The organism is Clostridium sp. Marseille-QA1073, assembly GCF_054863625.1.
This window is the reverse complement of sequence record NZ_JBSVQM010000004.1, coordinates 235,149-257,056: the sequence shown is the minus strand read 5'-3', so window position 1 is coordinate 257,056 and position 21,908 is coordinate 235,149. Positions and strand designations below refer to the sequence as shown.

The window sequence follows — 21,908 nt, the reverse complement described above, 5'->3', positions numbered from 1 at the left end:
AAAATTTCTTTATCTATTCTGCAAAGAACTGGGTCATTTTGAAGCAAATTGAGAATCTAAGAATTTAATAAAAAGTGAGAAAATACAAAACATAGAGTTTTCAAATATTCTCATTCTTGATATGGAGGTATTCTTTTGCATTCTAGAAATTTAAACAAAATATCATCGGAGACATTCTCATATAAAAAAACAAATATCGAATTATATGCTACACTATATCGAAGTACACAAAAAACAACTCGTGCAACACTTTTATATTTTCATGGTGGGGGCTTGCTATATGGAAAAAGAACAGACCTTCCAGAATATCATATTAATACATTTTGTGATGCAGGATACTCTATCCTTGCCTTTGACTATCGCTTAGCTCCAGCGACTAAGCTGCATCATATCTTAGATGATTTGAAAGATGCTATTATATGGTATTTAAATAACCGTACAAATTTATTTTATTCTAAATGCCCATATTTCTTGTGGGGAAGATCTGCTGGTGCATACTTATGCCTTCTTGCTCCAAGAATGGATTTACCGGAGAAACCAATTGGAATTCTTTCTTATTATGGCTATACCTTTGCTCACGATTTCTGGTACAACCAGCCAAATATGTATTATACACAATTCCCTTCTGTAGATGAGAAGACAATCATCTCTATATGTAAAGAAGGTGAAACAGCAGAAGGCTTACTGGATACACGATACAGCTTATATGTGTATGCCCGTCAAACAGGAAAATGGATACATATGCTCATAGAGGATTCTATAGAGGATTTTTATAATTTGTACTCATTAAAAAAATCAACAGATTTTAATTATTATCCTCCCGTCTTCCTTGCTCATAGTTTTCATGATACAGATGTACCTTTTGCAGAATCTCAAATTTTATCTTCTCTGATACCTAAATCTCATCTATTTGTAGCTTCTGCCAAAGCACATGACTTTGACAAGGACACTACCTGTGAGGATACCATATCTCTAATAGAGGAATCCTTATATTTTATGAATGAAATAAATTCTTAAATAAATCAAATACTATATAATATTTACCAATTCACTTACTATGTGCCAAATTATTATTATCTATTTTAAATATACCTTATTTGTTAGTTATAATGGACAAACCTACTTTTATTTTATATGGGAGGTATTATTTTTTATTTTAACATCTAAAAACCGTTTAAAACCACAGGTATAACTTGTGGTATTTTATGTACAATAAATTGATCTCTTATTTGTCTTCTGTTAAAATCAAACTCAATTGCAATTGAAATATAAAATCAGAGTCGTCTATTTTTCTCTCCAAAATATCTTCACATTTTTTTATTCTATATTTTACCGTATTTCTATGAATAAACATCTTATTTGAAGTTTCCGTAATATTACATTTCAATTCTAAATAAGTCTTTAAGGTATTTCTAAGTTCTAAGGTCCTCATATTTTCTGGATATGCTAATGTTCTTAAATTATAAAGACAAAATCCTTCTATCTGATCTCTAGGAAGTGTTTTTAGCAATTCAGCAGCATTTTTAGTTTTATAATATTTAATATAGGAAATATTGTTTCTTTCTTCTCCCATCTTATAACTTTCTAAGGCTTCAAAATAAGAGTATTTTATTGCTTCTACTTCTGACATTCTATTACCATATGAAAAACTAACCTTCACTTGTAACATTGACTTAAGCTTATCATGATAATATCTAAGCTTTTCTGTTAAGTCATTTGTATTGCCTTGAATTAAAAAGACATATCTGTAATTTTTAATTTCTGGCAGCAAAATCACACTATTACGATACTCCTTAAACAACTCTTTTTCTAACCATTCATAAATAAAAATATACTTTTGTTCACGATGAGAGAACTTATTAACATGAAATTTATTATTTTTGAAAGACTCCAACGTTACTAAAATAACATAATAGAACTTACTAAGCTTTAGCCCATGTGCTTTTCCAATGGTTAATAACTGCTGTGACGTCAAATTATCATTTTTATGTTTATTTAATATAGATAACAGCAATTTTTCATCATCTTTTAATTTATTATATGAAATGCACAGGTTTTTATATAATAAAAATTCAAATGCAAGCAGTACCTGCTCTATCACTAAAGCTGAGATATCAGCAGACAATGACTCTGAATCAAAAATAAAAAGATAACAAGAATTTTCATCAAAAGCATGATAAGGATAAATAGATATTCTTTCTTTTTTATTCTTTGCATCAATGTAATGCTGTACTGTACTTGATTTTTTTTTATATAGTGAAAGAGAAAAAAATAATTCTTTTGCTGTTTCTATATTTTCTTCTTTAAAATTACAATTGGTACCAATAACATTTCCAAGGGGATCAATAAGTAAAACTGACTTTTTTAAGATATTACTTAAATTATTCAACAACATTTCTGCAGATTCACCCTGAAAAAGAAGATTAGAGAACTTTTTCTGAGTATTCAATGCATGAAGTATTTCCTTGTTTTGAACGTTCCATAAATAAGAAAGCACCTGTTGATATACTTCTCCCAGTGTAAGTTCCATAGGAATTTGTAAAAGAGGAAATCCCAACTTATCTGCCGTCATGATAACTTTTTTATCTAATTCATCAATAAAACGGCCTAATTTGATTGCCAATGCTGCACAGGGTAAATCATTTAATTTATAAATGAGTTCACAAAGCTGATCTTGATTATCCTTATATACCATGGCCGTTGTAATAAGTAACGTATTTTGAGGTAGATAGGTAGCTACATCTGGAGTTTCTGTTGACTCTATTGTCTCTACTTCTCTATACAAATCAGCTTTTGTATTAATTACCTTTAATTTAGTCAAGTTCAATAATTCAAAAACAGTCATCTAATCCCTCCTATTTAGTTCCTGTAAATCATTATAAATATCTATTTCCTATGATAATGTCAAAACTTCCAAACCTTAGACAAGCTTTAAATCATACAATTATTAGGTATATTATAGCATATGCTGTCAATTTTCGAGCTAAATCATCCTTACTATTCAAATTTTTTAAAATAAAGATTTGAAATAAATAAAAGCACCACAGCTCCAAAGAGTGTGATGCCTAAATTATATTATTGAAACTTGAAATCAAAACAGTATTCTTTAAAAAACACTGTAAAACTTATATTTTTTAGTTAACTTCATTATAAATTTAGTAGTATTAATCTTTAGTATTAATCTAAGGTTATAATAGTTCCACTTTCACCTCTTAATGCTAACTTTGCCTTGTCTAGTGAAGCAATAATTGCTTTTTTACCTTTTTTAGATTCAGCAAATTTTAAAGCTGCTTCAACCTTAGGGAGCATACTTCCATTAGCAAAGTATCCTTCCTCAATATACCTTTTAGCATCTTCTACTGTTAATTTATCTAAATTTACTTGATTTGGCTTACCGTAATTTATTGCAACCTTATCAACAGCTGTCAATATAATAAGTTCATCTGCATCAATATCCTCTGCTAATTTTTCTGAGGCAAAATCCTTATCTATTACTGCTGCTACCCCTTTAAGTCTTTTATCTTCTAGCTCAACTACAGGGACTCCACCGCCGCCTACTGTAATTACTACAGTACCATTATCTATTAATGTTTTTATTGATTCTATTTCTAGTATTTTTTTAGGTTTAGGCGATGCAACTATTCTCCTATACCCACGTCCTGAATCTTCTACCATCACATAATCTTTTTCCTTCTGAAGACATTCTGCTTTGTCTTTTTCATAAAATGGTCCAATAGGTTTTGTTGGATTTTTAAATGCAGGATCATCTTTATCAACAACAACTTGAGTTATAAGACTTACTACTGGCTTCTTGATTTTCTTTTTCATAAGTTCTTCTCTTAAGCCCTGCTGTATATGATAACCAATCATCCCTTGACTCATTGCACCACAAACATCAAATGGCATAGCAGGAGTTACTTCACTTGCATATTCATTTTGCATTACAATTCTTCCTACCTGTGGTCCATTACCATGAGCTATTACTATCTCATATCCTTCTTCTATTAAATCAGCAAGATGAACAGCTGTTTCTTTTACAACTTCTAATTGAGACTCTGCCGTTGCTTCCTTGCCCTCTGCTTGAAGTGCATTGCCACCTAAGGCTACAACAATTCTTTTCATAATATTCCTCCAAAAAATTTAATATATTCTAAGTTTACATTAAAAACTTTTTATTTTTTATTCACAAAGAGTTACAATCATAATTTCATTCCAACAAAATATTAAATATTCTAACTATTTAATATTTGATAGTCCAGTTCTTTTTCATCTTTTGCAATTATCATTGCAATTAGCGCATCAATATCTACATTTAATACAGTTCGAAACATACCAGAAAACCAGTCTATCCCAGAAAGTAGTGCAATACTTTCTAATGGTAGTCCAAGACCTGGTACTACCATTGTCAATGCTATAAGCCCTCCTCCAGGTACTGCCACTGTACCTAGACATGCTAATGTTGACAATATGACTATTTTGATCATGTTTATTACAGACATTTCGATTCCGTAAAATTGAGCAATCATAATGCAGGAGAGAGCTAAGTACATTGCTAGCCCATTACTGTTTAAAGTCATTCCAAGTGGATTTACTAGTCTAGACACTTTTTGGCTAACTCCTAGTTTCTTTTCGCTATCCTCCATTTTGATAGGAAGTGAAATTGCTGATGATGTAGTTGCAAATGCAAATAATGTCATTCTTGACAACTTATTTGCAATACGAATAGGATTAACTTTACAATAAAAAGAAACAAAAAGGATTAGAAAAATAAGATGAAGACATGAACTTACAGCAAAAATCAACAAGAACTTCATTAATGGTATTATTACTTTAATCCCAGTACTTCCAGTTGTATAGGCTACTAGAGCACATATCCCTATTGGAGCTATTTTCATGATAATAGTAATCATTTTTAAAATAATTCCATTAAACTCTTTCAACATCCCTAAGAACTTGCAATTTTCGTGTTCTGCATTCCAAGCGCTTAACGCAACTCCGAAAATAACGGAAAAAACTATTATCTGTATCATATTTGAATCCACCATGGATGAAAAAATATTACTTGGAAAAAAGTTTAAAATAATATCATATATACTCTGATCTACTGTCTCCACTATGTACGTACCTTGGGTAACACTCGCTATTTCACCTGACATAAAAATCTTTCCTAAGGTCATGCCTAATGCAGCTGCTAAAAAAGTGCTAAGCATAAACCAAAAAAACATCTTTCCTCCAATTCTCCCCAGTTCATGGTAGTCTAAATTCCCTACAGCCTCAATAACAGCTCCCATAACTAATAGTACCACAGGCATCATGAGCATTCTTAAAAAGATATCTCCTATAATCTTAATTCCGATTACTTTCTCCTTAAAAATAATCCCTATTAAAATTCCCAGAAAAGCACCAATAAGAATTTGTTTTGTCATAGAAATAGTCTTTATTTTTTTCATAGGTTCCCTCCTATATCAATCTCCTAGTCCAGTTTGTAGCTTTTTAATCCATAAATTTATTCCTACAAGAATGCCCGCCATCATATCACGACCTGAGGTATGTCCAAATTCAAGAATTTTATCTATACTTCTTCTCATCATTTTTTTATCAACTGTAATCAACGCCTGATACATATCAAGCAAAGCATCATTGTAACAATTTCCAAAGGCACTGATGTAATAATGTGTACTAATATCTGTTGTATATTTTTCTTCTTTAATAATTTCTTCTAGTTCTTCTAAAAATTCCTCACTTAATATATTGCATATTTTATGGGCAAATAAAATACCTACTAAAAAATCATCTCCTGCTGGAGTTAACCCTAATCCATATCCTACCCATTTTAACAAAACTGACTTTATAAAATCTTTTTCTTTGCTTTGGAAACTAGCATATAGTGTCTCTCTTCTCGTATTATCTTCATTTATTAATTGGTATAAGGATACTCCCAGTCCCATCTTCATATTCATATCAATATTATCTTTAAGCAAATCAAAACAACATCTTGATATCTTACAGGGCTTCTGGTCTAAAAAACTGCTAAAAGATTTGCATCCTTTAAGCTCTATTGTAATTCCTTCTGCTATCAGTTGACTCATTTCTTTATTCCAAAGAAAACTAATCTTTCTGCCATTTATTAATTCTGATAATGGGGATATATGCTGTTCTTTAAGTAAAATACCATATGGTAATTTCGTATTTTGTCTGTTTCCAATAAAACATAAAAATTTATTTACCTTTATATTAAATCCACTTTCAAAGCAGCTATGAACAGCATATTCCTCTTTATCTCTTAACAGCTTCATTAACTCAGCAGAAATATTTTGGGCTTGTACCTTCATCTCTATTCACCTCGTTATACATATGAAGCTTTATATAAATGTAATTACTCTGTATATCCTAATTTTTTTGCATATGCTAAAACTGCCTTTTCAAAGCACTCAATAGGTGGATGCACTGTTCCTGCCCCAATTTGACCTAATCCTGCTTTTTTATGAGCAATTCCTGTATTAATAACTGGAGTGATCCCTTTTTCTACCACTTTTCTAGCATCAATTCCAAGGCATATTCCTTTGAAATTCCATGTTGGGATAATGAAATTAGGATTTTCATCAATAACAATCTCTCTCATCTCATTACTAATTTTAAGTGCATCTTCAAAACCTCCAGTTCCTACAAACCTGGTAACTGCTGGTGCTGCAATCATTGCCATACCTCCAACACCAAATGTTTCTGTAATAGCACTATCACCCATATCAGGACTTGCCATATCTCCGTCATATCCGGCAAAATACAATCCCTGTGGAGTATTTACAGGTGCTGTAAACCATTCATCTCCCATTCCTGCTATCCTAATACCAAAGTTTTCTCCATTTCTACACATAGCTGTAACAATAGTTCCTTGCTGAATTGTTCTCGCACCATCCATAATTGCTTTAGCCGAAGCCATAATGATATTAAGGAAAAATTGATCTGTATCTGCAAGAAATTTGATAACCTGGCTTTTGTAATCCTCTTCTATATCAAGCTTAACAATAATAGGACTTATCTCTTTTAAAAATATTAGGGAAGCAGCAATATTTCTTTGATGAAATTCATCTCCCATAGCAATAGCTTTTGCAACCATAGGATTAACCGCTAATCCACTTGGAAAAGCTCTAAGAGCTTCTCCTAAAATCGGCCCTAACACATCTCTCATCCATCTAAGTCTCTCAATTACTTCTTCAGAATAAGCTCCAAATCTTAATACTTTACCGATTCCTTCATTTAAAGTACAATATGCCCTGTTACCCTCTGTTGCATTTTCTACAACTAACACTGGCATATTGGCAGAAGTAATTCCACCCATAGGTCCAACTGCCTGTACATGATGACATGGAATAAATTTGACTTTACCTTTATTCAGAAGATTTCTTGCTTCTTCTTCTGTATCTGCCCACTCTTCAAAAAGTACTGCCCCAACACATGAACCTTGCATAGGTTCTGGCATATTAGCCCATTTAATAGGCGGACCTGCATGTAATAAAACTTTCCCCTCATTGAGCTCCTCAATTACTGTATTTGCCGGTACCACATCTAGAAGAACGGGAGATGAAGCTACTATTTTACCAATAACTGCCCTATTAGCAGCATCTATTGTTTTATAAACCATTTTAAAAGCCTCCTATCCTAAGAAAATTTATAATTTCTTAAATAATTTAATGCTCCAATCATCTGCATATCCCCGCCTGCTGGTGGAGTCCAATTATATTGAACCACTTCACAGGAAAATTCTTTTAGCACCTTAGAAAAGCTTTCTAATCCTACATTAATGATTTTTGGTTTTTCCTGAAGTAATCTACGAAGTGCTTCTGATATACTGTATTTTGGCTGCTCTGCTGTTTTTTTCATAGGCAAAACAGGCTTTTCTCTTTCATTAAAGTCATGGCCAATCAAAGCAAGTGATGTTTCTACAGCCTGTTTATTGCTTTCACAAACAATAACTCCTGCATCCTCCATAATTTTCCTTTGCTTATCATAATTTTGATAGTCTTTTCTTGTTCCACATATTGTTGTGACAAAATACAGGTCTCTGTTTTCCTCTTTTGCCTTATCCTTTAATTTCCTAATAGCTGGCAGCAAAGCTCCTGCCATATCCTCATGAGAACCATAACCTAATACAATATCAAACAATATAACTCCAGTAGATTCATCTTTAGCTGCCTCTTTCATACATTCTACTCTCTTAGTAGGATCAATCATCGGATGTGGTTTTCCTTGAGTATATGCGTCATCTCCTAAATCCACCACAGTATGTCCTGATGTATTTAGCATATAGCCTGCCTGTTTTCCTAAAGGTACAGATAAATCCAATATGTCACGAATCATCATTGCAGCTTCTGCTGCCAATGTTCCTCCTGAGTAGTATCCTTTAATTGTCTTATTTTCTTTAGCAGAAAAGTTTTTATCCACATTAACTTTAAACTTATCTCCTTGTACCTTTTCATTTCTTAATAATCGTACTGCAATTCTAGCTGCTTCATCTAGTGTGTATGAATGATAAAAGTTCTCTTCATGGACTTCAGGTTTTTCACCAAGAAATAACGTAACTACAGGCTTTTTAAAATGTCTTAGACGTTCTACTACACAGTTACGAACTTTGTCAGCAGGCGGTTTTGAGATAACAATAATTACCTCTGTATCTTTATCCTCTTCCATTGCATTAATGGAATCTATCATAGTAATTGCTCCTACCTGTTCAGATAGATCTCTTCCCCCTGTTCCAATTGCATTGGTTACTCCTTCTCCTAAACGGTCAATAATGGTTGTCAACTCTTGTATGCCTGTCCCTGAAGCTCCTACAATTCCTATTTTTCCAGGTGTAACATTATTGGTAAATGCTATAGGTACTCCTTTTATAATTCCTGTTCCACAGTCCGGTCCCATGACCAGTAATCCTTTTTTATGAGCTTTTTCTTTTAGCCTTTTTTCATCTTCTAATGTAACATTGTCACTAAACATAAACACATTTAAGTTCTCATCAAGTGCTCTGTCAGCTTCTGAAGCTGCATAAATTCCTGGAATTGATATAACTGCTAAATTGGCATCCGGAAGTTTCTCCAAAGCTTTATCCCATGAAATTACAGTATCAGATTCTCCTTTTTTATTGGATTTTGCTGACTGACTTTTAAAAAACTCATCTACTTCCTTTAACACCTCCTCTATGATATCATCTTGTGTTTCTACTACAATCGCCATGTCATTAGATCCTGCTTCTAATAATTCAGGTGTAGCCATTCCACTTTCTTTATAAATATCTTTATTTGAGGGTGTTGCCATCATGATAGAGACTTTACTAACACCCTCCATTGTTGAAATCTTGTTAGTTAATAACATAAGTACAACAGAATCGTGATAATTTCCCTTCTTTATGATTGTTTTTAACATAAAATCACCCCATTCCTGTTTTATTCTGCAAATTTATTCTTATGATCATAGTTATCAAAGTGAATAGCATCACTAATAAGATAATTATAGATGTCATCTACAATCTCAATGCCCTCTTTATCATATTTTTCTTTTCTAATTAATGCTCTCTCTCCTGGATAATTAACCTTATCAAAACCTTCCGCTGGTTTTATTTCTCCTAATTCATCTAATACGATTGACATGTTCTTTTTAAAGCTTTCAATATCCGTAAATCTGCTTGGATCAATTACAATATGAAGCTGTCCTAAATCTCTACCCTTGGATAGATCTTCGTACATTGAACTTACATGCTTTCCAAATGGAAGACCTAACAATACTCCAGATAATACGTCAACCATCATCATAAGTCCATATCCCTTTGGTCCTGCAATAGGAACTAGAGCATTTACCTTAGTTGAGTCAGTAGTAGGATTTCCATCTTCATCTACTGCCCAAGTATCTGGAATTGGTTCTTTTTTAGAACGTGCAACTAAAATTTTACCCCAAGCTTGAACTGTTGTAGCCATATCAAATATTACTGCTCTGTCATCTGCAGTAGGAACTCCAAAGGCAATTGGGTTTGTTCCATAATAAGGCTCTGAACCTCCATATGGTACGGCCATCGGATCTGACTGACACATTGAAATTGCAACTAAATCTTCTTTTGTAGCCATCTCCACATAGTAACCTATACTTCCGCTATGAGATATGTTTTTTACTCCTACAACTGCAACTCCTGTTTCTTTTGCCATCTTAATGGCTTCCTCCATAGAAAAAGTTGCTGCTACATATCCACATCCATTATCTCCACTATATATTCCGCTGGCAGGACCAGTTTTCTCAAATGAAAACTTTGGATTTGTATTAATACCACCTTTAAAAATTCTCTCTGCGTAATACTCTACTCTTACTGCTCCGTGTGAATGATATCCTCTTTCATCAGACCATGTTAAAATCTCAGCTATTATATCTGCATGTTCATCACTAAGTCCAGCCTTATGTAACTTATCCTTCATCAACTGTTTTAATTTTTTGTTTTCCACTTTCATTTTTCAGTTCCTCCCTCAATAATTAAGTATTAATTTTGCTAAAATGTATCTCTATTTTCATTTGTATATTACGAAAATCCCTGTGGAAATCTCATTTAAAATCAAGTCTTTTTTTCTCTTAAATCAAGAGTGCATTACAGAGATTTTCGTACTATAAATTTTTTATCTGTATTATAGTTTTATATCTCTATTACAGTCTTTTGAATAAATGTATGCAAAGTCCTCATCTCTACCAACCCCGTAAGCTGCTTGCAAACTATAGGCACCCATAAAGAGGTAGTCTCCTTTTTGTACTGGAATCCAATTATTATCTAAGTTATACATACCTTGTCCTGAATAGATATATGCTCCATGCTCTTGTACATGGGTTTCTATATATCCATGACATGCTCCTGGCTTAAAAGAAAGTATATGAAAATTCATATCAAATCCAATATCTGTAGCAGATGGCAGAAAATCTTTTATTAATACATCCTTCATTCCTTCATATTCCACCCACTGGATATCATTTATATTATCAATTACAGTATAGGCACTATGTCCTTCTATACGGTCATATCTTCTTTTATATAAGAATGCCCTTACTTTTTTATCTCCAGTATTCTCAAAATATAATTTTCTATTTTCCGGACAGAAGATAAATCCTCCATCTGTAAGTTGTGCCTCTTTTTCTTCATTCCATACTTTTAAATCACCCTCAAATACATAAAGGAAAGTTTCTATTCCATCTTCACCAAACCCTGAATGGTTGTATCCACCTTTCTCAATGTTCAATAGATAATCTACAAATGAAGCTCCTAGCTTTGGAGATGATAATATGGTAACCTCACAATTTTTAAAGTTAGGAATTACATTTTTCACAATACCATCTGGTTCAATTAGTGCAAAATTCCCACGTTTTACAATAGATCTATTAGTCAAAATATCCTCTCTATAACCTGTAACTTTATTTAAATAACTCATAATAATACCTCCTGTTTTTTGTAAAATTAACTTGTTTGTTTTTTATTTTTGAAATTTTTAGCATTAAATATTGTAAATAACACCACTCCAATAACTAGCAAAAATGCTCCAATATAAAATCCCAATACGCCAGAACCTGTTTTATCCATGATAATTCCTGTTGCTGCTGGAGCAACAATTGATGATAACATTCCAAAGAAGTTAAAGGTTCCCAAAGTTGTAGCAAGGTTCTTTTTATCTGCTTTATCTGAAACATAAGAAATTAATACTGGATCAACTGCCATCTTTCCTAAGAATCCATAAAGTAATAAGATTAAAGCTAAAGTAGTTGTATTAGGTGCCATCATAGATATCGCTACTAAAACAAAGGCTGCACTTTCAAGTCCAATAATTATGTATGCCTTTTTATTTCTCTTTTTATCTGATAAGTGAGCAAAGAATAATGCTCCCGGAACTGCTGTTACTGAAATCATAGATACTATTAATCCAATTAATCCTCCTGTAATTCCTCTTTCAGTCTGTAAGAATTTTGGAAGCCATGTAACAATCAAATAATATGCATAACATGTACAAAAATACAAAATGTAGCAAGAAATCATATTTAAGCTGAACAACGAAGATTTCTTTTCTAACGAATCCGTTTCTTCAGCAGTATTTACTTGTGCCTGCTTGTCCTTTTTTATAGTATCTGTATTTTTTATCATAAAGAAGAACCATAACACCATAAAAAAGATTAATGCTGTGGAAATATATGCCATTGATTGCCACGGCATTTCTAAGGTTTTTACAACATAACTAGATCCAGTCATACCTATGATGAAACCCAAAGCAGACCCACTATTTACGATTGCCGTTGATAATCCCTTTTTGCTTGGTGGCACATGTTGTGTTGTTAATGAGAAGGCTGCTCCGTAATAAGTTCCACAACCAATCCCTGCAAATACACTTCCCATATAAATAGTTGCTATAGTTTTTGATAATGCAATACTTAATGCACCTAAGGCAAATATTATAAATCCTGGTATTAATACCTTTTTCTGCCCAAACTTATCTACTAAAAATCCTGAAGGAATTTGCATTGATGTATAGCCAAAGAAATAACAACTTGCAATCAATCCCATTGCTGCATTTGTTTGCGGCCCTATTGTTCCCTGAATTTCTGAGTAAATAGGGGATAGCATTGCCCTATATATCCAAATAATTGTCCAACCTAGACAAAAGGTAAATACAATAGTTTTCCAATAATTCTCTGAAAATGACTTTGATGAATTTTCTCTCATTTTCTATCTCCTCCATTTTTATATGCTATTTATATGCTAATTGATATAAAGTTGCCTTTAAGGTTTCAATACCTTTACTTATATCTTCTACCTTTGTATCTTCAGCTGGGTTATGACTAATTCCCTTTATACTAGGTACAAATATCATACCTGTTGAAATTCTAGGTGCAATTATCTGAGAATCATGTCCTGCGCCACTATGCATAATTTTATAATTTATATTTTCACTCTTACATACGTTCTCAATTACATTTATAATATTGCTATCCATAGGAACTGGATCTTCATTCATCCAATTATCAATTTCTATCTCTACATTAGCTTCTTTTGCAATCCGTCTCATATCCTCTTCTATTTCTTTTGTAAAGCTATATAAAAACTCTTTATCTGTATGTCTACAGTCCATTGTAAACAGTGCCTCACCTGGAACAACATTTACTGTATTCGGTTTCACTGAAACCTTACCAAAGGTTAAGACTAATGGATCTCCCTCTGCTTTTGCTTTTTCAATAGATTCTGTTACAATTTTCCCAAAAACCTGCATAACATCTCTTCTATATTTCATCAATGTTGTGCCAGCATGATTGGCCTCTCCTTTTAAAGTAATGTTATATCTCTTCTGTCCTACGATACTGGAAATAACACCTACAGATTTTCCTTCCATCTCTAATGTGTTTCCCTGTTCAATATGAAGTTCTACAAAGGCTTTTACATCTGGAATGGAACATGTATTATCTTTTTTAAAGTCAAATCCGCATTGATGCATCGCATCCACAAATTTAATTCCATTCATATCTGTGATATTTTCTACATCTCTTTTATCTGCTATTCCAAAAATATTCTTACTTCCCCAGAAAACATATGGGAATCTGCTTCCTTCTTCCTCTGCTAAGGATATTACTTCTAGATTTTTCTTAGGTCTACCATATGTTTCTAGTAATTGTTTTATTGCTAAATATCCACCTACAATTCCCAATTGACCATCTAGTTTGCCACCGTTTACAACGGTATCAACATGTGAACCTGTTGCAATTGTTTCATTCCCATTGTCTGTTCCTATAACTTTTCCGTACAAGTTGCCAATTTCATCAAATCTTACTTCCATATCTAATTCTTCAAATTTTTTCTGTAACCCCTTTTGTACTTCTAACCAACTTTCTGAATATAACAATCTGCTTGTTCCACCTAAATCGTCTAATCCAAAAGAAGAAATCCAACTTATCATATCCTCAATTTCTTTCAATAATTTACTCATTAGTTTATCCCCCTTTACCTAATCTTGATATTATCTTACTTTTTAGAAAATAAGAAAACAATATCTACAGTAGACAAGTTATCTTCTGTTTTTTTGTTTATTTTGAACATTCAGAAATCCATAATTTAGGTAATTATGTGAATATTAAGTGAAATTTTTATTTATAAATAGATAATTTTACTATATTTTTGAAAAAATAAATGCTAGTAACTAGGATATCTTCAACTTCATCCTCAGTTGAAAATAACCTAGTTACTAGCTTCAAAGCCTTTCTAGCTGCAAAAGAACCCCATTTCTAGAGTTCTTAGTACTTTAGAATAAAATATATTTAAATTTTCTGATTAGTAGCTTTATAGATAAACCAGCTTGAAGATTAATATATAGCCAAATATAACTCCACACTTGAGTATTTTAATTCACAATTCACAATTAAGGTGAAAATTATTTTGGTTAAAATAATTTCTTTAATGGATTTTTTAACTAGCAATACAATTGCTAGTGTTTTATTGTAGAGGCGAACAGTGTTGCAGACTTACCACCTCAGGGAACAGTAGCGAAGCCAGCGGAGTTCCTGAAGGTGCAGTATAGTTCGGAATAATCTTAGTGATTTCGCGAATTAATGAATAAACAATAATTTAAATATTAGTTAATGTTGCGATTGGCACCTATCACCTGCACCCCGGTGGAAAATTAATGCTGAAAATATCCACGATTTCTAAATTTTGACTTCCGTAATATTAATTTCATCTATAAGTGCTTTTGCCTTTATAAAAATTCTGCTGTTTTCATTAACACTTTTTCGTACAAAACCATACTTATTTATATAGTTTCTATTAAAAGTTATACTCCTTGCTGTCACATCTCTGTATTAATACCCTCAAGGATAAATGCCCAGTGTTTTTCTTTTTTCAAAAGCTTGGAACAAGAAGCAGCTATATAACGGCAATCCATGTAACCACTTCTGGTATATCTTTTTCTTTATTGTAATGTTATTTTTCTTTGCTTTTGCTTTAATGTATGAGCTCTAAATCTTTATCTTATCACCGATTTGATTAAATTCACTTGATTTTTGATTTACATCTTGGTTATATGTCATTAGTGAGCCTTGTGGTGATGTAGCTTGGCTATAAATTTGTCCATATATACTATATAAATCTACAAATAATTTATAAGCTTCTTCATAATCTTCAAATTGGATTACGTAATTCCTTCATATTTTTTTCAATGTTAATTATTTGGTTTCTCTTTTCTTTAAAATACCTTTATCTTTACTGTTTTTGTTGCTTTGCTATTTCTGTATTAAAATCTTTATCAAATGATCATTTAACCATTTCCTGTATACAAAATTTGGCTACATATATATGGTTGAAGTATATGTTTCAGTTAAAATATCAAGGGTTGTTTTGCAAAAGTTAATTCATATTTTTCGCAGTATTTTTTGCTTCTTCTGCTTTTTTATTCTTATCATAGTATTTATATCCCTTGGCTTCTACTATTAAAATTAATATAACGACAATCAAAATGATTTTATTTTAGCAATTTTATTATTTTTTATATTTATATTATCTTGTTTTTATTACCTTCACTTTCCTCATAAATATCCTGCCTCGCATATCGTGTCTTTCGTCCACTGTTAATCTTTTCATGTAATCTTGAACCACATTTCATTGCAAAACAAACTTTCCTCTTGAATTTTTGTCCCACATTTTGGACGTATCATTCCCAATCTCCCCTTTCATCAGCCATAAATTAAATTATAGTATATATATCTGCAAATTCAATAATTTTCTTAAGTTGTTTAAAGCAATAATTCTCTATCATAAAATCTTAAACTCTTAAGCGTCACAGATAAATTATTTTAGGCTGCGTATATAAGTTTAATCATAATATATCTGACTGTTTTTTATATTTTCTGCGACAGTTATTGAACTCATCATTTCGCTTATTAATTTACCAGATCAATATATATAATAACTTTCATATCTTCATATTAAATGAAAGTTACTCCAATATTTAATATCTTGGAAAGCATAATCATCTGTACTTTTTAATCATTTCATTTCTTTATAAAGATTTTTTCACATGATCTTTAACATACACATTAAACTAACAATTCAAATATTCTTCTACAGTATTTTTACACTTAAGCATTTCATCTTTATAAACAAAAAAGACAGGTAGTATTCCATTCTATACTCATATAATTATTATATATTTTCTCATTTCTGCTCAAAGTCCATCGTTTTCAGTAACAATTGATGATTCTTTAATGTATTCTGTTCACAGAATTTTGTTTGTGATAGACCATTGAAATCTTCCTCATTTAAAAATAATTTCAACTACTAATATACCTATTATTTTAAATTTCTCTATTAAATTCTTCAAAACCAAATTGTAATGAATATCATAAATCACACTGGCATATAACTTCATATACTTTGAGAAGCAAAGTAATTTCTATTGTTTTATATTTCTTGTTACAATACTAGGTAATAAGCATCTTGTGCAAAATCTATCTATTGTTTTGTTGTACATCCTCTATCTTCTTTTTTTTTAAGTTTGGCTTAAGGAATCTATTTGATCTTCCACTTACATGAGAACAGGACTTGCAATTTGCTTCCCGTAAACTGTCGATTTTACATACATAACATTTGCCATTATAAAAACTCCTTTTATTATTTTTTATTCTTTTGCTTATTAAAAATACATTGGCATAAACTCACACAAATAAAAAGGCTATAATGAATTAGATTTTATTTACAACCTCAATAGGATTAATAAAATCTTCTATATACAAATATATGCTCAAAAGACATATCATACATGAAAAAAACGCCAAATAAATATGCTATCTAACCATATATCAAATACAAAAATATACCAGTTAAAAAAGGCAGGCAAAGCTTATATACATTTCTTTCAATAGCTAAATTTATAAAGTTCTAAACATAAAAATTATTTCTTGTCTTTTCTTATCTCAAAAATTATATCTATATATTCTAATATTTAAGTCTTCTATAAGTTACATAAATTCAGTACTTTATACTAATAATAAAATCTTTTTAATTATATTTATTGGGATTACACATACACATATTCCTATTATATACTAAATTGTTTTTACTAATTATTTATACTTCACTTGTCTTCATTGATACTATACTTCTTGAAAATTCTATTTAAGTGATATCACTAGGTAAATCCCCTATCAACCTAGCATTTTCTGTGAAATAAAAATGCACTTAATTAATATTTTGCTTATGGTGCATGACTGTATGGAATTTCTCTTTTTATTTTAAAATAATTCTTTATATGCAGGAGATAAATAATACATTTTCATGAAGAGCTTTTACAGGTACCCCACCTCTTTATATTTCTTATAAATCTGCAAATTTCTATTATAGGTTTCTTTTTTATCTTTAATAGTCTCTCCCAAGGCTTTCTATTACATTCCTTTTTGGGAACATGACCATGTTACCTTCAACGTATTCTTGAATTAAATCTAATACTTCCTTTAGCAGCACTTCTGCAGCTTTACTTTAACATAGCTCATTAATATGCTCTCTCCTAAATATAAATTCATTTTGAAGTTGAGCAAAGGCTATTTTATATTTTACTATTATTTATTAATAATAATACCAATAGCCTCTGCCCTGCCTTCAATCAGGTGTAATCATGAGATTATTTCCCCCTCTCCTTAATTTCTTATAAATACCTTTCAAATAGTTTACCACAAATTATAATATAGTTCCAATTATATGAATATTTAAATTAGCAGGCCCAAGATCTTTTAAAAAATTCAAAATCATCCATTTATTTTTAGCTTTTAGCAACACATAACATTCCACATGTATGTATGTGGAACATATCTATTAGTTTCACTTTTATAGTTTTTATCATTACTAAGTTGCCATTTTACTACTTCGCCCAATATAAATTACTACCTTTATTTTAAACCTTCAATTCTCTCTTCTGCTTTAAGCATTTCTTTATATTTTTCACCTTTAGCTTTTTCATCTCCAACTACTAGCCTGTGGTGCTTTTGCAACGAATTTTTATTAGAGAAGCCTTTTCTACTCTGTCAATTTCACTTTCTAGCTTTTCTCTTTCCTTATTTAATCTTTCTAATTCCTTTCTATATGTCAAATCCAATGGGAAGAAATATTTCAGCTCCTTTAGTAACACGGATACAACATTTTCTGAGATTTGTTCTTTAGAAACTGGGGAATTCAACCTCACTAGCAGAAAATTAATTTTTCGTACATTGCTAGCACAGAAACTATTTAAACTTCCTTTGCTCAGTATCATTAATTTGCTTTTCTTAGAGATATGGAACCTTCATTTCGCCTTTATATTTTCTAACAGTCTTAATGGCTTCTATAACATAGGTCATTTTTCTTCCATCTTTAAATAAGTTTTCTTACTATATTCTGGTCACTTAGATATTGTATGACTCATATTCTCCATCTAAATAAAGAATTTTTTCTAAAGCTTTTCTGGAGAAAAATTCTCTTTTATAATTTAACCTGTTGTACTTTAAAGATAATTTTCATTAATAGGATTATTATTCCATAATACATTGGCATAGTAATCTAAATTTTAAAATGTTCTTTTAAAAAGTTTTATCCAAATATTAAATCCTTGATTTTTGCAATATTAGGATTAATATTTAAGATTTTATTTATGAAAAAACAGAATTATGGGCTAATTTTGTTGTTATTCTAAGTCGTCCCATAGGTGCTAAAACTCTTTAAGGATATTTAATTGTCAGAAAGCTGAAAAAGTTTCTTTCTCAGGCGACTTTAAAATCATTCTTCTGAAATGTTTTGAAACTTTAACTTTAGAACTGTTGTTTTTATAGTTAATGGGTTTATGTGATTTTCAGATTTCAGTAATGAACTTTCTCCCAGCAGCCTTTATCATGCTGTTGTAAATGGAGCGGTAGCTGTTAAGTCCCATATTGGCTCTATAAAATCCATCAATGGAGTTAAGATGAAATCTGATATATATCCATCTAGAGCCTTGATAGCATGTAATTTAAACCCATAAATGAAGTTTGTTTCACTTGGAACACATTTACCGTAGGCAGCCTCCGGCAAAGAATCTGTGAAAGTGTGCCCTGCAAGCACGCTGGTATAGAGCATACTATCTGATTAACCTGATCATGTTGATGATTGGAAACTTGTTGGTTCCATACGAATACTTCTTCTTTAAAGAAGTTTTCTAGTTCTGTGAAATCTTGTTCTAGTACAAAACTGGAAATAAATCTCTTAGATTTACTAGAAAATCAAACATGCTTTCAGAATCAATAGTTAAAAGTTCACCACTAAGGATAGAGTTATAATTTCACTATCTGACGTGTGCTTTATCAATGTTACGCCGATACTTTATGTATGCTGGAGTTACTTTTTGGTAAATATCATCAATTATAACATAAATATTGGTAATAAAATCTTGCAATTTGTTTATTGTTATGGTAGAATTTTTATTAAGCTCTAGCATATTGCTTTCCTCCTATCATTGATTGTTGGTTCTTTTGATGATAGATTAGCAAAAATGCTAGAGTTTTTCTATTTGTAAATATTGCTAATGATTAACTAGCACAACGAGTTAATTTATTATTTTAAAATAATAAATTATACTTCTTTTAAATCTGAAACATTTACCATAAATTCGTTATTATTGTTTAAATCTTTTACTAACACTTCATTATTATCCTTATTTACTGTTCCCAACCAAACTAAATGTCCATTATAGCTTACATTTATTACACCTAAAGATTGTTTTATTTCCATAACCCTATGTAAATCCATAATTATTTCTCCTTTTTTCATTGTATTTATTAACTATATTATTCCCTTCAAAACAATATAGTATGTTTATTAATTTGATACTTTTTATACTTTTTACTTCAATGTAATAAGAGAAACTAAAAAGTATAAATAAACTATTAATTGCCAAATATAATAATATATTTATTTTAGATACGATAAGGAAGTGTTTTTAATAGATGAAAAAAACAAAAACATTTTAGAAGGTTTTTATAAAATAAAAAATGAAGTGAATTCTAATAGAAAATAATAGATTAATTAAATATGTCACTTTGTCTATTTTATACCACATATGGTGTTTATATTCACATATATTTTATTATAAAAAGGTTAAACTACAAATATGCTTGAATATAGTATATATTTTTGAGGGGAGTAATATTTATGAATAACAAAAATTTAGAAGAAACAAAAAGATTAAACGCTAAATCAAGAGCTAATAGCGGCATGACTAATAGTGGAAATACTGGTATGACTAGTAGCACTAATAACTCTGATTTAGAGGAAGCTAAACAAGCAAATGCTCAGTCAAGAGCTAACAGCGGCATGACTAATAGTGGAAACACTGGTATGACTAGTAGCACTAATAACTCTGACTTAGAAGAAGCTAAACGAGCAAATGCTCAGTCAAGAGCTAACAGCGGCATGACTAATAGTGGAAATACTGGTATGACTAGTAGCACTAATAACTCTGACTTAGAAGAAGCTAAACGAGCAAATGCTCAGTCAGGAAATCCTATGAAGTAAATTAAAATAGGCAGAATAAAGTCTGCCTATTTTAATTTATATTATTAAGAGTCTATCAAGAATTTTGTATAAACTTCCATAAATATTTTAAAATATTCAATATTTTTACAACAAGGTAGCATGTTAATTTATTATTACGTATCAACATTTTTTTAAAATGACTGATTGTAAAATGAAATTGAACTAAAAAAATCTATAGTGAATTATTCTGTATTATGATTTAATCGGAAAACAAAATCTAAACAGGAGATAATCACTATGGACTACACAAATAATAACACAGAATCGCGTAAAAATAAACATTTGAAATTCGAGAAACGCATGACTATTCGGATTCGCATCAAAGATGGATTTTCAGTATATAAGATAGCTAAAGAGTTAAATCGTCCTATAAATACTATTCTTAATAAAATTCGTCGTGGTACTACTACTCAGATTAAGCAAGGAAGAAAAGTTGAAGTTTATCTTGCTGATACTGGTGAAGCAATCTATCTTAAGAACCGTCAGAACTCTCATCGTCTATATAAGCCTCTTGAATGTAGCACATTCATAAACTATGTTATAGATAAGATTATAAACGATTCATGGTCTCCTGATGCATGTTTTGGCAATGCTCTTAAAAGAGCTGAATTTGAACGTTCTCAAATGGTTTCTCTATAACTATATTGATCTTGGTCTTTTAAGGGTTAAGAACTCAGATTTAACATTAAAACTAAGACACAATATAAAGCTATCTAAAGTTCGTAAAAACAAAAAAAAACTTGGCAAAAGCATTGAGGAATGTCCTGATTCCATTAACAACAGAGAAGAATTCGGCTATTGGGAAATAGATACTGTAATTAGTGAAAAAACTAATGATGACTGCGTTCTATTAACTATTCTTGAACGTAAGACTAGGAATGCTCTTGTACGTAAAATCCCTTCTAAAACATCTGAAGCTGTTATGAATGAACTTACAAGCATTTGTCAGCTGCCTGGTGATAAATTTAGTCAAGTTTTTAAAACTATAACTGGCGATAATGGTTCTGAATTTGCAGAACTATCATCTCTTAAAACTGATACAGAGACTATGGTGTATTATACCCATCCATATTCATCATTTGAAAAAGGAACCAATGAAAGGCATAATGGGTTGATACTCCGATTCATCCTAAAAGGTAAGAGTATAGATGGCTATACTTCTGATAACATTGCTTTTATAGAAGACTAGATGAATATACTTCCTCGAAAGATACTAGGTTATAAAACCCCAGAAGAACTTTTTGAAGAATAACTGGATATAATATACGCTATCTAGAGAGCATCTGGAAAATTAAGTCATAATAAGAAATAGTTCAATTTGTTA

The 21,908-nt window shown here is 30.9% G+C and carries 13 protein-coding genes and 2 pseudogenes; 3 read left to right on the top strand and 12 right to left on the bottom strand.

Annotated features, from left to right (window positions below; genetic code table 11):
* Positions 1-135 precede the first annotated feature (135 nt).
* The gene (locus ACY1IQ_RS05675; RefSeq protein ID WP_461613046.1) at positions 136-1,017 is read left to right on the top strand and encodes an alpha/beta hydrolase; all 882 of its coding nucleotides are present in this window, start codon (positions 136-138) and stop codon (positions 1,015-1,017) included.
* Between the two features lie 208 nt (positions 1,018-1,225).
* Here the strand turns inward: ACY1IQ_RS05675 and ACY1IQ_RS05670 are convergent, their stop codons facing one another.
* The 12 genes and pseudogenes from ACY1IQ_RS05670 to ACY1IQ_RS05615 all read right to left on the bottom strand — a co-directional run bounded on the left by ACY1IQ_RS05670 (position 1,226) and on the right by ACY1IQ_RS05615 (position 19,798).
* On the bottom strand, positions 1,226-2,845 hold the full coding sequence (locus ACY1IQ_RS05670) for a PucR family transcriptional regulator (RefSeq protein ID WP_461613045.1): 1,620 nt from the start codon (positions 2,843-2,845) through the stop codon (positions 1,226-1,228).
* 332 nt (positions 2,846-3,177) lie between these two features.
* Entirely contained in the window at positions 3,178-4,122 is a 945-nt protein-coding gene (gene arcC, locus ACY1IQ_RS05665) for a carbamate kinase (RefSeq protein ID WP_461613044.1), read from the bottom strand.
* Positions 4,123-4,232: 110 nt separating this feature from the next.
* Positions 4,233-5,450 carry a dicarboxylate/amino acid:cation symporter gene (locus ACY1IQ_RS05660; RefSeq protein ID WP_461613043.1) on the bottom strand — a complete coding sequence of 406 codons (1,218 nt, stop codon included), beginning with the start codon at positions 5,448-5,450 and terminating at the stop codon, positions 4,233-4,235.
* 15 nt (positions 5,451-5,465) lie between these two features.
* Positions 5,466-6,332: an oxamate carbamoyltransferase subunit AllH family protein gene (locus ACY1IQ_RS05655; protein WP_461613042.1), complete on the bottom strand. Its 867-nt coding sequence runs from the start codon at positions 6,330-6,332 to the stop codon at positions 5,466-5,468.
* Between the two features lie 44 nt (positions 6,333-6,376).
* The gene (locus tag ACY1IQ_RS05650) at positions 6,377-7,642 is read right to left on the bottom strand and encodes a YlbE family protein (RefSeq protein WP_461613041.1); all 1,266 of its coding nucleotides are present in this window, start codon (positions 7,640-7,642) and stop codon (positions 6,377-6,379) included.
* Positions 7,643-7,659: 17 nt separating this feature from the next.
* Positions 7,660-9,417 (bottom strand): acyl-CoA synthetase FdrA, encoded by a 1,758-nt coding sequence (fdrA, locus tag ACY1IQ_RS05645; RefSeq protein ID WP_461613040.1) that lies wholly within the window; start codon positions 9,415-9,417, stop codon positions 7,660-7,662.
* Between the two features lie 20 nt (positions 9,418-9,437).
* On the bottom strand, positions 9,438-10,487 hold the full coding sequence (gene allD, locus ACY1IQ_RS05640) for an ureidoglycolate dehydrogenase (protein ID WP_461613039.1): 1,050 nt from the start codon (positions 10,485-10,487) through the stop codon (positions 9,438-9,440).
* Between the two features lie 171 nt (positions 10,488-10,658).
* On the bottom strand, positions 10,659-11,450 hold the full coding sequence (gene allE / locus ACY1IQ_RS05635) for a (S)-ureidoglycine aminohydrolase (RefSeq protein WP_461613038.1): 792 nt from the start codon (positions 11,448-11,450) through the stop codon (positions 10,659-10,661).
* A 26-nt stretch (positions 11,451-11,476) separates the two neighbouring features.
* Positions 11,477-12,730, bottom strand: a complete 1,254-nt coding sequence (locus ACY1IQ_RS05630; RefSeq protein WP_461613037.1) for an MFS transporter — start codon at positions 12,728-12,730, stop codon at positions 11,477-11,479.
* Positions 12,731-12,755: 25 nt separating this feature from the next.
* Positions 12,756-13,985 (bottom strand): allantoate deiminase, encoded by a 1,230-nt coding sequence (gene allC / locus ACY1IQ_RS05625; RefSeq protein WP_461613036.1) that lies wholly within the window; start codon positions 13,983-13,985, stop codon positions 12,756-12,758.
* 4,622 nt (positions 13,986-18,607) lie between these two features.
* Positions 18,608-19,487: pseudogene (locus tag ACY1IQ_RS05620) on the bottom strand (transposase family protein).
* A gap of 134 nt (positions 19,488-19,621) precedes the next feature.
* Positions 19,622-19,798 (bottom strand): H-type small acid-soluble spore protein, encoded by a 177-nt coding sequence (locus ACY1IQ_RS05615; RefSeq protein WP_461613035.1) that lies wholly within the window; start codon positions 19,796-19,798, stop codon positions 19,622-19,624.
* Positions 19,799-20,200: 402 nt separating this feature from the next.
* On the opposite strand from ACY1IQ_RS05615, the gene ACY1IQ_RS05610 reads away from it, so the two are divergent.
* Positions 20,201-20,563 carry a hypothetical protein gene (locus ACY1IQ_RS05610; protein ID WP_461613034.1) on the top strand — a complete coding sequence of 121 codons (363 nt, stop codon included), beginning with the start codon at positions 20,201-20,203 and terminating at the stop codon, positions 20,561-20,563.
* Between the two features lie 258 nt (positions 20,564-20,821).
* Positions 20,822-21,836 (top strand): annotated as a pseudogene (locus tag ACY1IQ_RS05605) (IS30 family transposase).
* Positions 21,837-21,908 lie beyond the last annotated feature (72 nt).